The organism is Bradyrhizobium sp. C-145, from assembly GCF_023375135.1.
Classification (GTDB): Bacteria; Pseudomonadota; Alphaproteobacteria; order Rhizobiales; family Xanthobacteraceae; genus Bradyrhizobium; species Bradyrhizobium zhanjiangense.
Genome location: NZ_CP088150.1, coordinates 4,990,609 through 5,003,369, shown reverse-complemented (window position 1 = coordinate 5,003,369; position 12,761 = coordinate 4,990,609). Strand labels below are relative to the sequence as shown.

At 66.1% G+C, this 12,761-nt stretch carries 13 protein-coding genes; 9 read left to right on the top strand and 4 right to left on the bottom strand.

Features of this window, described 5'->3' with window-relative positions:
- Positions 1-234 precede the first annotated feature (234 nt).
- Positions 235-609: a hypothetical protein gene (locus tag LRP30_RS23390; RefSeq protein WP_249756438.1), complete on the top strand. Its 375-nt coding sequence runs from the start codon at positions 235-237 to the stop codon at positions 607-609.
- Positions 610-613: 4 nt separating this feature from the next.
- On the opposite strand, the gene LRP30_RS23385 is transcribed toward LRP30_RS23390, so the two are convergent.
- Together LRP30_RS23385 and LRP30_RS23380 are read right to left on the bottom strand one after the other, a co-directional pair.
- Positions 614-1,885, bottom strand: coding sequence for a polysaccharide deacetylase family protein (locus LRP30_RS23385; RefSeq protein WP_249756437.1), 1,272 nt, complete (start codon positions 1,883-1,885; stop codon positions 614-616).
- 182 nt (positions 1,886-2,067) lie between these two features.
- A complete protein-coding gene (locus tag LRP30_RS23380) occupies positions 2,068-2,841 on the bottom strand; it encodes a polysaccharide deacetylase family protein (protein ID WP_249761818.1) in 774 nt (257 codons plus the stop codon).
- Positions 2,842-2,957: 116 nt separating this feature from the next.
- On the opposite strand from LRP30_RS23380, the gene mgtE reads away from it, so the two are divergent.
- From mgtE to LRP30_RS23360, 4 genes are all read left to right on the top strand, one after another.
- Positions 2,958-4,379, top strand: a complete 1,422-nt coding sequence (gene mgtE, locus LRP30_RS23375) for a magnesium transporter (RefSeq protein ID WP_091889584.1) — start codon at positions 2,958-2,960, stop codon at positions 4,377-4,379.
- Positions 4,380-4,600: 221 nt separating this feature from the next.
- The gene (locus LRP30_RS23370) at positions 4,601-4,903 is read left to right on the top strand and encodes a helix-turn-helix domain-containing protein (protein ID WP_091889582.1); all 303 of its coding nucleotides are present in this window, start codon (positions 4,601-4,603) and stop codon (positions 4,901-4,903) included.
- Positions 4,904-5,060: 157 nt separating this feature from the next.
- Positions 5,061-5,879, top strand: a complete 819-nt coding sequence (locus LRP30_RS23365) for an aldo/keto reductase (RefSeq protein ID WP_128941291.1) — start codon at positions 5,061-5,063, stop codon at positions 5,877-5,879.
- A gap of 49 nt (positions 5,880-5,928) precedes the next feature.
- A complete protein-coding gene (locus LRP30_RS23360) occupies positions 5,929-6,879 on the top strand; it encodes a hypothetical protein (RefSeq protein ID WP_249756436.1) in 951 nt (316 codons plus the stop codon).
- A 1,276-nt stretch (positions 6,880-8,155) separates the two neighbouring features.
- Here LRP30_RS23360 and LRP30_RS23355 read toward each other — a convergent pair.
- Entirely contained in the window at positions 8,156-8,872 is a 717-nt protein-coding gene (locus tag LRP30_RS23355) for a DUF599 domain-containing protein (RefSeq protein ID WP_249756435.1), read from the bottom strand.
- A 121-nt stretch (positions 8,873-8,993) separates the two neighbouring features.
- Here LRP30_RS23355 and LRP30_RS23350 point away from each other — a divergent pair, with 121 nt between their 5' ends.
- The 4 genes from LRP30_RS23350 to LRP30_RS23335 all read left to right on the top strand — a co-directional run bounded on the left by LRP30_RS23350 (position 8,994) and on the right by LRP30_RS23335 (position 11,782).
- Entirely contained in the window at positions 8,994-9,656 is a 663-nt protein-coding gene (locus tag LRP30_RS23350; RefSeq protein ID WP_128933276.1) for a glutathione S-transferase family protein, read from the top strand.
- A gap of 294 nt (positions 9,657-9,950) precedes the next feature.
- Positions 9,951-10,154: a hypothetical protein gene (locus LRP30_RS23345; protein ID WP_128926196.1), complete on the top strand. Its 204-nt coding sequence runs from the start codon at positions 9,951-9,953 to the stop codon at positions 10,152-10,154.
- A gap of 158 nt (positions 10,155-10,312) precedes the next feature.
- Entirely contained in the window at positions 10,313-11,299 is a 987-nt protein-coding gene (locus LRP30_RS23340; RefSeq protein WP_128933277.1) for a hypothetical protein, read from the top strand.
- A 42-nt stretch (positions 11,300-11,341) separates the two neighbouring features.
- On the top strand, positions 11,342-11,782 hold the full coding sequence (locus LRP30_RS23335) for a DUF1489 domain-containing protein (RefSeq protein WP_128933278.1): 441 nt from the start codon (positions 11,342-11,344) through the stop codon (positions 11,780-11,782).
- On the opposite strand, the gene panC is transcribed toward LRP30_RS23335, so the two are convergent.
- On the bottom strand, positions 11,779-12,630 hold the full coding sequence (gene panC, locus LRP30_RS23330; protein WP_249756434.1) for a pantoate--beta-alanine ligase: 852 nt from the start codon (positions 12,628-12,630) through the stop codon (positions 11,779-11,781). The two genes, LRP30_RS23335 and panC, sit on opposite strands and share 4 nt — an antisense overlap.
- Positions 12,631-12,761: the final 131 nt, after the last annotated feature.

Genomic DNA, 12,761 nt, shown 5'->3' with positions numbered 1-12,761 from the left:
CGCCATTGAGCCGTTGCGGGCAAGCGGCGCGGGAATGGGGCGACGGCGTGCTCCGGCTTGCAATATGGCCGCGTGTGGCTAAAAGGCGGCGAGTTGCGGGGCGAAAGTATCTTTGTTGAAACAAACTTGGCGTAGACGGGCCTGCACGGCATCCAGGCCGGCTGCTCCGGTCTGGCCCCTGATCCCGTAGGCGCGACGATCCGGTTGCGCTACCCCTTCAAGGCTCGAGCCAGCATGGTTTTTCTTAGCTTCGTCTACCGCTTCATCACCAATTTCGCGTTCATGGCGGTGGTCTATTTCAGCCTGAACTTCATGGAGAAGTACCCGAACCGGGCGATCCTGGCGATCCTGGTGCTGGTCTATGCCGCCATGCGCGCAGCCTCGACGCTGCGCGCGTTCTATTTCTTCCAGAAGATCGAAAAGCTGGAGGCCGAGACGCGGCGGCTTCAGGCCCCGATCAATGATGGTTCGGGCGGAACTTCGGCACGCAAGCAAGTGGTCACCGACGTTGCGCGGCTGCGGCGCGACGGCGAGCTCAAGTCCTATATGGACCTGTTCTTCCTGGCGCTGATCGTGCTGCTCTGCGTCGCCGCGATCATGCGGCAGTAGGGCTTTAAGCGCGCTTCTTCAGGCTGGCGACCCCGGCCGGACGCGGCGCGGCGGCCTTGGGCGCCGTGGTGTTGGCCTGCGCGGCGCGCTTCGGTGTGCCATGCGCGGCATGCGCCGTCCGCCGTCCCGGCGATTTGGCTGCCTTGCCCTTGGCCGGATGAGGCCTCTCGGCTGCCATGGCCAGCCGCGTCGCGGCGCGCCGTGAGGCGGTCGTCGACAGCAGCACCTCGACCGAGCCCTCGGGAATCGCAAACAGGTCGCGGTCCGGCACGGGCAGGGTGGCCGCGACATTCGCCTGCGCCATGGTCCGGCGCGGCAGCAGCGGCTGATGCTCGGTCTGCGCATTGAGGTCGGCAACAGCGGGCGCCGGCAGCGTTCCGGTCTGCGCGAACACGAAATTCGGCACGCGCGGCCAGCGCGCGATCGGCGTCGTCTCGGTCGGCGGATGCAGCAGCCACTCCACTGGCGTCGTCGGCGTTGCCGGCCGATCGGCGGTCGCAGGCACCACATGGACGATGCGATAGCCGCGCGCCTTGAGGTCGCGAATGATCTTCGGCAGCGCCGCCACCGTGCGGGCCTGGATGTCGTGCAGCAGCAGGATGCCCTTGCCCTTGGCCTCCAGCCGCTGGATCGCGAGCTGATAGACCCGGTCGGACGAGACATGGCGCCAATCGTCGGCCGGGAAATCGGCGCTCCAGACCTGGATGCCGCGCGAGATCAGGTGGTTCTCGACGCCTTCGGCGCGCATCAGGCCGGGAATGCGGAAGAATGGCGCGAGCTTGGACGGATCGGTCATCGCGGCCGAGGTCCATTCGATGCCGCCATTGATCTCGGCCTCGGCCTTCTCGATCGGCATCCGGTCGAACGTCAGTGGATGGTCCATGCTATGGGTGCCGACGGTGTGGCCCGCCGCCACCAACTTGCGCACCCCTTCCGGATTGGCCTTGGCCTGGTTGCCGATGATGAAGAAGGTCGCCTTGATGCACTCGTCGGCGAGGATCTGGAGCACCTGGTTGGAATATTTCGGCAGCGGACCGTCGTCGAAGGTAAGGACCACCTCATGGTCCTTCAGCGGCAGCGTCTCGCGATATTGCATGGTGCCGATCAGCGGATGCTCGCGCGGATCGACCACGAGGGTGCGGGAGGTCCCGAGCGCGTCCGGGTGGCCGGGACAGTCGGCCGCGAGCGCCGCCGGCGAAGCTGTAGTCAGCAATCCCAACAACAGGCCAAGGGCGCTCCACGATCGCGTCCACGAAACAACGCTACTTCCGATCATGAACCTTCGTCTGCCCCCATATGCGATGGCCGCCTTAATAGGTCGGAGACGTCTGGAAACCGGTTCAGGCGCAAAGAACCCTTTCCCATGACAGGTCCCCCGATCATTTGCATGGGCTAGCATGAACAGAGTGTTAACAGGGCCTAAATCACCCCATTTTGCGCCGGCGTGACATTCCGGCATCAATGCGCGTCGGCATGCTTCTGCGCGGGGCCGGCCGGCGCGATGTGAACCACCCGATAGCCGTTCTCCCTCAGATACCGCAGGAAGGCCGGCATGATCGCGGCCGTGCGCGCCTTGGGGTCGTGGAAGAGGATGATGCCCTTGCCGCTGGCGGCAAGGCGCTCGGTGACGAGCTTCAATTCCTGCTCCGGCGTCATCTCGTTCCAGTCGCTGGCCCAGAGGTCAGCCCCGAACACGACGATGCCGCGCGCCTGGAGCAGGTCGAGCTGTCCTGGTGTTGCCTCGAAATAGGGGAAGCGGAAGAACGGCGTCGATGGCGTCGTGGTCGACACCCCGTGCAGCGCCATCTCGTCGGCCGCGATGCCGCGGTCGATCTCGCTCTTCGCCTTGTCGAGCGGAAGCCGCGCCATGAACGGGTGCGAGAAGGTGTGGTGGCCGATGGTGTGGCCCTCGCTGGCGATGCGCTTGACCATGTCTGGATGCTGGGAGGCGTGCAGGCCGATCAGGAAGAAGGTCGCACGCACGCATTCCTGCGCCAGCGCCGCCAGCACCTTCGAGGTGGTCGGCGGATGCGGGCCGTCATCGAAGGTCAGCACGACCTCGCGATCGGCGAGCGGCAGCGTCTGCGGAAAGCTCTTCAAGCCGACGCGCGGGGTGGTCTTGGCGTCGACGCTCAGAACGCGCGCGGTGCCGAGCGCGTCCTTGCGCGGGCACTCGGCGGCTTCTGGCGAGGTTGCGCCGACGAGGCCGGCCAGCACCGCGCCCAGCGCCATCGAGGTCCATTCCGGCCGATGCATCTTTGTCATTGCGCTCGCAGTTCGCTTGTGGGTATTGCCTGAGCCGTCAGCCCAGACCATCTGATCCAACCTGTCAAACGGCGAGGCGCGCCATGGATGAACAAATGGACGTTGCCCCTCCCGCTGCGGATTCGGTACTCGAGCACGTGCCGATGCGCAATGAAGACGGCGAAATTCGGCACGAATTCGTCGAGGAGATCGCGCATGCGATCGAGGCCGCGGACTCCGCACAGCTGCGCGCGATCGTCGCCGAGCTGCACGAGGCCGACCTCGGCGACCTGATCGGCGCATTGCAGCCCGACGACCGGGTCCGCCTGGTCGAGTTGACCGGGCGCGACTTCGACTTCTCCGCGCTGAACGAGGTCGACGAGGCCGTGCGCGAGGAGATCCTCGAGGAACTGCCGCCGGAGACGGTCGCAGAAGGTGTCCGCGAGCTCGAATCCGACGATGCGGTCGAGCTCTTGGAAACCCTCGACGCCGAGGATCAGGAGGAAATTCTCGAGAAGCTGCCGCTGCGCGAGCGCGTCGCGCTCGAGCGCAGCCTGCTCTATCCGGAAAATTCTGCCGGCCGCCGGATGCAGACCGAGTTCATCGCGGTGCCCCAGGACTTCACCGTGGGCCAGGCGATCGACTACATGCGCGAGACGCCGGACCTGCCCGATCGCTTCTACGAGATCTACGTCGTCGACAAGGACCAGCACTGGCAGGGCGCGGTGCCGCTCGACGTGCTGCTGCGCGCACGCCGTCCGGTGCCGCTCACCGAGCTGACCGACGAGGATCGCCGCCGCGTCTCCGTCCTGGAGGACCAGGAGGAGGTGGCGCGCATGTTCGGCAAGTACAATCTCGTCGCAGCGCCCGTGCTCGACACCCAGGACCGCCTGGTCGGCGTCATCACCGTCGACGACGTCGTCGACGTCATCGAGGAGGAGGCGGACGAGGACCTCAAGGCGCTGGGCGGCGTCACCAGCGACGAAGAGCTGTCCGACACGTTTCTCACCATTGCGCGCGGCCGCTTCAACTGGCTGCTGGTCAACCTCGCCACCGCGTTCCTGGCGTCCTCCGTGCTCGGCCTGTTCGAAGGACAACTCGAGAAGATGGTCGCGCTCGCCGTGCTGGCACCGATTGTGGCGAGCCAGGGCGGCAATGCCGCGACCCAGACCATGACGGTCGCGGTGCGGGCGCTCGCGACCCGCGAGCTCGGCTCCTTCAACGCCTGGCGCGTCGTGATCCGCGAGAGCCTGGTCGGCCTCGTCAACGGTCTTGCCTTTGCCGTGATCACGGGGATCGCGGCCGTGGCCTGGTTCAAGATCCCCGGCCTCGGCATCGTCATCGGACTTGCCATCATCTGCAATCTCGTCGCCGGCGCGCTCGGCGGCATCCTGATCCCGATGGCACTCGACCGTGTCAGGGCAGACCCGGCGGTGGCGTCCGGCACCTTCGTCACCACCGTGACCGACGTCGTCGGCTTCTTCTCCTTCCTCGGCATTGCGACGCTCTGGTTCGGGTTGAAGTAGGAGGCAGCCTCTCTCTTCGTCATTGCGAGCGTAGCGAAGCAATCCAGAAACCCTCCGCGGTGGCAGTCTGGATTGCTTCGTCGCAAGAGCTCCTTGCAATGACGGGGTGGGCACGGGCTCCTCACTCCCTGTCCCGGGCGCGCCGCGTCCGGGGCACGAGACCTCGGTATCTTTAATCCGAACTTAAGCGACCTGCCGCATCATCGTCCGTGCTTGGGGGAATGAGCATGCGGTTGAGGCTGAAGGCGGACGGGCGGATCGTCGAATTGCGGGACGGGCAGGAATTTCCGGTCCGGCCGGCGGCCAATGCCGCGTCGGGCGACACCGGCCCGCTCGCGGTGCGCGATTTGCGCCGCCGCGCCCGTCTCACCCAGATGGAGTTCGCCGCAAAACTCGGCGTCCCCGTCGAGACCATCCGTAATTGGGAGCAGGGCAAGCGCGCCCCGCGGGGACCGGCCCGCGCGCTGCTCGCTGTGATCGCGCATGCGCCGGATACGGTGTTCCAAGCGCTCGCCAAGGTCTGATGACCAGGCCTGACGCCAAGAGCTCGACGCGAACCTCACGTTAGTATTGCCCTGAATATCCGGCCGAACTGCCGCGGGCTTGCGTTGGCAGTGACATGGGCCGGGTCCATAATGACGCCTGGATGATTTGGGGCTGCCGCAACAGAGAGGATTCCTCATGCTGTTCGTCGAGGCCAATGGTGCAAGGATCCCGGCGATCGGGCTCGGCACCTGGGAATTGGACGGCCGGCCGGCCGCGCGCGTGGTCGAGCAGGCGCTGCGGCTCGGCTATCGCCACATCGACACCGCGCAGGTCTATGACAACGAGCGTGAGGTCGGCGACGGCTTGCGGTCCTCGGGCGTGCGCCGCGACGACATCTTCCTCACCACGAAAGTCTGGACCAACCATTTCGCGCCCCACGATCTCGAACGCTCGGTCAAGGAGAGCCTCGCCCGCCTGCGGCTTCCCTCGGTCGACCTGTTGCTGCTGCACTGGCCCAATTCGCACGTGCCGCTGGCGGAGACGCTTGGAGCGCTATCGCATGCGAAGACGATGGGCCTCACCCGCCATATCGGCGTTTCCAATTTCACGGTGGCGCTGATCGAGCAGGCGGTGGCGTTATCGCCCGAGCCGCTCGCCTGCAACCAGGTCGAATATCATCCCTATCTCGACCAGGCGAAGGTGAGGGCGGCCTGCGACCAGCATGGCCTTGCACTCGTCGCCTACAGTCCCATCGCCAAGGGTCGCATCAAGACCGACCAGACGGTCGCGGAGATTGGCCGCGCCCATCGCAAGACGCCGGCGCAGGTGTGCCTGCGCTGGCTGGTGCAGCAGAATGTCGCTGCGATCCCGCGCACCTCGCGCGTCGAGCGCCTGTCGGAAAACATCGAGATCTTCGATTTCGAGCTGTCGGAGGACGAGATGAGCCGGATCGCCGCGCTGGCCCACCCCAAGGGCCGCCTGACCGATTTCGGCTTCGCGCCGAAATGGGATTGAGGGGGTCCTGGGGTATGCTAGGACCAGCGCGGCAACCCGAAGTCAGTCGATGGAACTGCGGAAGATCATACGGACGGACGTCGCGGCGTCGGCGATCGCGCATCTGACGCTGGTGGCGCTGATCATCCTGATCAGCGAGGTCCATCCGTTCCACGCCGCAGCGCCCGAGACTGTTTCGGTCGACATCGTCGCGCCGGAGCAGGTCAAGGACGAGATCAAGGAGCAGGAGACGAAAGAGACGGCAAAGGAGAAACCGCCGGAGCCGACGCCCGACCTGAAACTGCCGAAGCTGGATTTCACCGACAAGTCGGATGCGGTGGCCAAGCAGCAGGCCGCGCCATCGCCATCACCGCAAGCGTCGCCCGAGCCGCAACGTTCCCCGCAACAGCAGCCTTCGCCTTCACCGAAGCCGCGCGAGGCCAACGCACAGCCGCAACAGCCTCCGCCGCAGGCCCCGCCTCAGCCGATGCCGCAATCGCCGCCACAGGCGATGCCGCAGCCGCCGATACAGCCGCCGTCGTCACAGGCGATGCAGCAGCCCCAGGCTGCGCCGCCACCGGCCTACCAGGCGCCGGAGCCTGACGTCACCGTCAAATACGGCGTCATGCTGGGCCTGCCGCCTGAATTGCCGACGGAGCTGCCGAAGGACACTCCCAAAGACGACGGCGGCGACGCCAAGGATTCGATCGCCGCCAAGCTTCCACCGGAAGTCATCGCCGAGCTGCGCCGTCACCTGAAAAGCTGCGCCAAGCTCCCGGCCGGGGTTGCGCCGACCGACAACGTCCACATCAAGCTGCGTACGGTGCTCGCCACCGACGGCACGCTGGCGCGCGAGCCGATCCTGATGGCGGCCCCGCCATCCGCGAAGGGCGTGGCCCTGGTGAAGTCCGCAATGAGCGCGCTCCAGAACTGCCAGCCCTACAAGATGTTGCCGGCCGCCTTGTACGGGGAATGGAAGGTGTTGGATTTGCCGTTCAGCCCGCGGGATTTTGGTGGGTAGCATGTAGTTTTGTAGCCCGATGGAGCGCGCAGCGTAATCCGGGCTGCGGGATTTTGCTGTGTCGCTCTCTGTCAATCCTCGTTCGCGAAAATATTCCGCTTTACCGAAATTCGGATTTGTCGTATGTGTCGCCCATCCCGGCTCACCCTTGAGGGGCGATCATGTGTCGTGATGATCGTAGAGCCGGGCTTGCGGTGGACGCGGCAGCGTCGGGCGCGAGAGCTGCGGGCAGGGCGGATTGCTCTCCGTGAGCCAGAGGCTTCGTGCGGACGAACGGCGCTGTCAGGGTCGTCTCGCCAGCAAGTTTCCGGCTCCGTCGACAGGGTTGGAAAAACTGCGGCGCATAGCGAACCGTGCGTACGGCAAAACCGTGTGGTCCTGGCCGTCGTTGCTACGGTCAAGCCCTGGCGGATGCGGCATTGGCGTCAACCGGCGCGATGCCGGCGACTTTCGCTGGGGTGAGGGAGGCCAGAACGAACTCGGCTCCCGGGAGAGCGCGGCATAAGCCGTCAAACCACTGCGCAGGGAAGGCCGTGTGTTGGGCTTCACCTGTATGCTGCTGTGCGGTCTTCTCTGCGTGTGCGTTTCGCGCAGCGGACCGCGGGTGCCGCCGGCACCCGGCCTTCCCTGCGCCCTCTTGGATAAGAGGGTGGAGCGACGAGCAAAGCTCGGGCGAAACGCGCCGCGAGAATGAGAAGGCGCGTCTGGCGCTGTCATCGCCCGCGAAGGCGGGCGATCCAGTATTCCAGAGACGGTCGTGATTGAACCGAGAGGCCGCGGCGTACTGGATTCCCGGCTTTCGCGGGGAATGACAGCGTCATTTGGAGAACGACGGCAGTGCCCCTTGCTCCGTCATTGCGAGGAGCCCTTGCGACGAAGCAATCCAGAGTCTTGCCGCGGCGGGATTCTGGATTGCTTCGCTGCGCTCGCAATGACGAGATTGGGCGAGCGCTAACCACACACTCGCTGTCATCGCCCGGCTCGACCGGGCGATCCAGTACTCCGAGACACTTGTGATTGAACCGAGAGGCCGCGGCGTACTGGATTCCCAGCCGGAGCCTGTCATCGGGCTCGCCGAAGGCGAGACCCGGTGACGGGGAATGACAGTGGCATTTGGAGGACGACGGCAGTGCCCCTTGCTCCGTCATTGCGAGGAGCCCTTGCGACGAAGCAATCCAGAGTCTTTCCGCGGAGGGATTCTGGATTGCTTCGCTGCGCTCGCAATGACGATGTGGAGAAAGCGTGGGCTGCACTTCACCGCACCGGCGCGGACGCCTCAATGACTGCGCTTCTGCTCCACGCCATCAGCCACCACCTCCGGCGCCATCGCCGCCCAGGCGCTGGACGCGAACTGCCGTCGCCAGGTCACGACCACCACAGCCGCCGTGGTCACGAACAGCAGCCAGGGGCTGACGAACCAGCCGAGATAGCCGAGCGCGAAGAAGAAGGCGCGCTGGCCGCGGTTGAAATGGCGGCCGGCGGATTCGAACAGGCGCGAGGTGCGGATGACATGGGCTTCGGCCTCCGCCGTGTCGCGCTGGGAGGCCGGCGGCATGCCGCCGAACAGGATCGCGACGTAGTTGAACAGGCGATAGGCCCAGGCGAACTTGAAGAAGGCGTAGACGCAGATCAGCACGAGGCCGACGCATTTCAGCTCCCACAGTGCGGGCGAGGGGCTGAGGTCGATCGGCAGCTTGCTCAGGATGGTGATGGCATCGTTGGTGGCGTGCAGCAGCGCCAGCGCGCCGCCGAGTGCGAACAGGCTGGTGGAGGCGAAGAAGGCGGTGCCGTTCTGGAGCGAGGCCATGATCTGCATGTCGACCATGCGCGTGTCGCGGTCGAGCAGCTGGCGCACCCAGACCTCGCGGTAGCGGTTCATGCGCGCCGACAGGCTGTCGCGGCCATAGGCCGAATGCTCCAGCGTCAGCGCGTAGGCCAGCCATTCGATGATGAAGAAGCCGACGGCGGTGATGTCGACCCAGTGCCTGCTCATGTCCGTCTCCTCGCGGGCGGCAACGATTGCCACGCATGGCGAGGCGCGGCAACGATTGATTGGCGGCAGGCGATGGCGTTAAAAGCAGCTCGCTCTGGGCGTCTCGGGAAGGACTGATGACATGGCTGCGCTGAAACTCGCGATCGGCAACAAGAACTACTCGTCATGGTCGATGCGACCCTGGCTCGCGCTCCGCGCCAACGACATCCCGTTCGTGGAGACGCTCATCCCGCTCTACACCGACAATCCCGCCGACAAGGAGCAGATCCTGTCCTTCAGCCGCGCCGGCAAGGTGCCGGTGCTGGTCGACGGCGACATCACGGTGTGGGATTCGCTCAGCATCATCGAATACATCGCCGAGCGCTACCCGGAGAAAAAGCTGTGGCCCGATGATGTCGCCTCGCGCGCTTATGCCCGTTCGGTATGCGCCGAGATGCATTCCGGCTTCATGGCCTTGCGCAACGAATGCGGTATGAACCTGCACCGTCCCGTACGCCCCGTGACGCTGTCGGCGGACGCCAAGGCCAATATCGCGCGCGTGCAGGAGATTTGGCGCGAGTGCCGGACCCGCTATGGCGCCAAGGGACCATTCCTGTTCGGCCGCTTCGGTGCGGCGGATGCGATGTACGCACCGGTCGTGCACCGCTTCCGTACCTACGCGATCGAGGTCACGTCCGAGACCAAGGCCTACATGGACACGATGTTGGCGCTTCCGGCGTTCCAGGAATGGACCCGGGACGGGCTCGCCGAAACGCTTCGCATCGAGAAGTTCGAGGACGCCTGATCGCTGGTCTGATCGGGACGCCGGCCGGCGGGCCGGCGGCGGTCAGGCCGGCGACCAGGGCCGTGGCGCAGGAGGCTGCGACACCAGCTGCGACACGCCACGCGAACGAGCGGCTCCCGCGGTCCATCGAGCTTGCAGGTTGTCCCGCTATCGTTATGAAATAGCGGCAGAATTTGCGCGATTGCCATGCCGGTTTGCGCTGGCCAAACCGGCGGGGCTCGTGCTATAGGACGGCCCGGGTTTCCGGCCGGCCATCGCAGTGGGACACTGGGCGAGGGAGGCGCTGTTTGAGTAATGGAGAGGGTGTTGAAGCACAAATTCCCCGTGGGAACGCGCGTCTTGTTCACGGCCAGCAACGTCGCGCGTCCGGCTGCCAGCGGCGCGTATGAGATCATCCGTCTGCTGCCGACCGAAGGCGACGACTGCCAGTACCGGATCAAGAGCTCGACCGAAGCCTTCGAGCGCGTTGCCAAGGAAAGCCAGCTCGCGCTCTCCTGAAGGCCCGACGCTACCTGCGCATAGGCGCCTCCCGGGAAGTTGTGTCCTCTCGCCGTCAAAAGGCCCGCTTCACCTTCCCAAGGTGAGTGGGGGCAGTTGCCGACTCGCGGTGCTCGCTTTGACCATCCGCTCTTTGCTCGCGTGAGGGGACGTCGCGCATGAACTGGGCATGGGCCACTTCGCTCGACCAAATCTGGCACTCGCCGGCCTTCCCGATGTGGACGACGCTGGCGGCTGCCGGATTCTTCGGGCTGATCCTGCTGATCGCGCTGCCGCGCGCCGACCGCTCCGTGGCCAACGGCGCGCTGACCGTGATTACGCTGCTATCCATCGCGATCGCCGGAGCGGCCACCGTGCGCGTCTATGGTCCTGAGGGGCAGGCCACCCCGGCCGAGGTGCGCGCGCAAGGAACGGTGACAGCGAGCTTGCCGGCGCTGTCCTGTCTCGATGATCTCGCCGGCGATGCCGTGGCCGTTGGCTGCGAGAAGGCGCTGTTCGGCGCGCCTGATACAGCCGCTGCGGCCGTCTCCTACACCGCCGCCAGGATCGACCGGCTGACCGCGCTCGGCGAGGTCGCCACGGCCGAGAGGAGCCTGACGCTGGACATGAAGGTGCTGCGCAAATCGCTGGAGCGTGATCGCTACGGCCTCGTTGCGCATGTGCTGGTCGCGCGCGACGGCTGCACGGAGTTCGATTGCGCTGCGTTCCGCTCGCTGACCGACCAGCAGCAGGTCGCCGCCAACATGAATTCCCATCTCTACGACACGCTGGTCGCGCGCTATGCGCCGACCTGGAACGCGCCGGCAATGCCGGCCAGCGCCGCGCTTGCCGGCTTGCCGCCGTCGATGCCGACAGGCAAGCCGACCAATGCCGAGTTCCCGAGCGCCTCGTCGACGCCGCCGGTCAGCATCATGAATCCGGAGCCCACGGCGACGACGCGCCCGGCGGCACCGGCTGCAAACGCGGCAGCAGCGCCCGCGCCGCGCGCGCCGGCCGCGACCTCGGCGCAGGCCGCAGTTCCCGCGGCCCCCGCCGCCAAGAAGCCGCCGGCGCCGAAGGCTGCGCGTGCCCCAGCCGCCGCGCCGGTTCCGCTCGCGCCGCCGCCGGCCTCGGCGGCTGCGCCCGCGGCTGCGGATAACGAGTAGATCGGCATTCCAAATGCGCGGCTGCCCGGCTAATGCTGGGGCATGCCGCTACATCTGATCAAGCTCGCCGTCGGCTGCGACTCCGTCAAGGAATTGAAGGAGTGGGTCGCCGAACGGATGCAGGCCGCCAAGAAGAAGGGGCTGCCGCAACGTCACATCCACATCACCCGCATGGTGCCCAAGCGCGACGCCGAGATCCTGGCGGGCGGCTCGCTCTATTGGGTGATCAAGGGCGAGATCGCTGCGCGGGAGAAGATCATCGGCATCGAGCCGTTCCGCGACAAGGACGGCATCGGACGCTGCCGGATCGTGATGCAGCCGAAGGTGATCTCGGTGTCGCCGCGGCCGATGCGGCCGTTCCAGGGCTGGCGCTATCTCACCGATGATTCTGTGCCCGCCGATCTCGGCAAGTCAGCCGCCGGCTCGATCGCGGCGATGCCGGAGCCGATGCGGCGTGAGCTGCGCGATCTCGGCCTGCTCTAAACCGCGATATTGTCGATCAGCCGGGTCGTGCCGAGCCTGGCCGCGACCAGGATCCGCAAGGGGCCGTCCTTGCGCGAGGTGACCGGTGCCAGCGTCGCGGCATGGCGGGCTTCGAAATAGTCGAGCGCGAAACCGGCCGCCTTGATCATCTCGGCGCCGCTCGCCATCGCGGGCGCGATCGCTTCGCCGGCACGGATGCGCCCGGCGCTCTCCTTCATGGCGCGGTAAAGCGTGGTTGCGATCTGCCGCTCCTCGGCTGAGAGATAGACGTTGCGCGAGGACATCGCGAGCCCGTCGCGCTCGCGCACCGTGCGGGAACCGATGACCTTGACGCCGAGGTCGAGATCCCGCGCCATCTGCGTCACCACCCGCAACTGCTGAAAGTCCTTCTCGCCGAAGATTGCAAAGTCGGGCCGGCATTGCGTGAACAGCTTGCCGACGACGGTGGCGACACCGCCGAAGAAATGCGGCCGGAAGCGGTCCTCGAGCCCGGCCAGCGCCGGCCCCTCCGGCACGATGCGGGTGGCGAAGCCTTCCGGATACATGGCCTCGACGCCGGGGTGCCAGACCACATCGACATCCTCGGCCGCGAGCTTGGCGATGTCGGCCTTCCAGGTTCGCGGATAAGCGCCAAAGTCCTCCGTCGGAGCGAACTGAGTCGGATTGACGAAGATCGACACCACGACGCGGCTTGCGCGCCGCCTGGCGAGGCGAACCAGCGACACATGCCCATCATGGAGCGCCCCCATGGTTGGGACCAGCGCGATCGTGGCCTTTCGCTTGCGAAGATTGTCGATGGCGCGCCGCAGGGTGGGGACCGTGCGGACGATCAAGGGGCTTGGTGACATCAGGACTCGACGGGGTTGGGAATCAGTGCGGGTGAGGGCTGGCGTCCGGCTGGCTAACCTTAACAAGCCGCGATCGTGGACGCCATGCATCCGGATGCGGCACAGCATCCCGCGCAAGTCTGCGCATGACG

Coding starts and splice junctions, on each gene's coding strand:
- LRP30_RS23390 (WP_249756438.1), top strand. CDS start 235: ATGGTTTTTCTTAGCTTCGTCTACCGCTTCATCACCAATTTCGCGTTC.
- LRP30_RS23385 (WP_249756437.1), bottom strand. CDS start 1,885: ATGATCGGAAGTAGCGTTGTTTCGTGGACGCGATCGTGGAGCGCCCTT.
- LRP30_RS23380 (WP_249761818.1), bottom strand. CDS start 2,841: ATGGCGCTGGGCGCGGTGCTGGCCGGCCTCGTCGGCGCAACCTCGCCA.
- mgtE (WP_091889584.1), top strand. CDS start 2,958: ATGGATGAACAAATGGACGTTGCCCCTCCCGCTGCGGATTCGGTACTC.
- LRP30_RS23370 (WP_091889582.1), top strand. CDS start 4,601: ATGAGCATGCGGTTGAGGCTGAAGGCGGACGGGCGGATCGTCGAATTG.
- LRP30_RS23365 (WP_128941291.1), top strand. CDS start 5,061: ATGCTGTTCGTCGAGGCCAATGGTGCAAGGATCCCGGCGATCGGGCTC.
- LRP30_RS23360 (WP_249756436.1), top strand. CDS start 5,929: ATGGAACTGCGGAAGATCATACGGACGGACGTCGCGGCGTCGGCGATC.
- LRP30_RS23355 (WP_249756435.1), bottom strand. CDS start 8,872: ATGAGCAGGCACTGGGTCGACATCACCGCCGTCGGCTTCTTCATCATC.
- LRP30_RS23350 (WP_128933276.1), top strand. CDS start 8,994: ATGGCTGCGCTGAAACTCGCGATCGGCAACAAGAACTACTCGTCATGG.
- LRP30_RS23345 (WP_128926196.1), top strand. CDS start 9,951: ATGGAGAGGGTGTTGAAGCACAAATTCCCCGTGGGAACGCGCGTCTTG.
- LRP30_RS23340 (WP_128933277.1), top strand. CDS start 10,313: ATGAACTGGGCATGGGCCACTTCGCTCGACCAAATCTGGCACTCGCCG.
- LRP30_RS23335 (WP_128933278.1), top strand. CDS start 11,342: ATGCCGCTACATCTGATCAAGCTCGCCGTCGGCTGCGACTCCGTCAAG.
- panC (WP_249756434.1), bottom strand. CDS start 12,630: ATGTCACCAAGCCCCTTGATCGTCCGCACGGTCCCCACCCTGCGGCGC.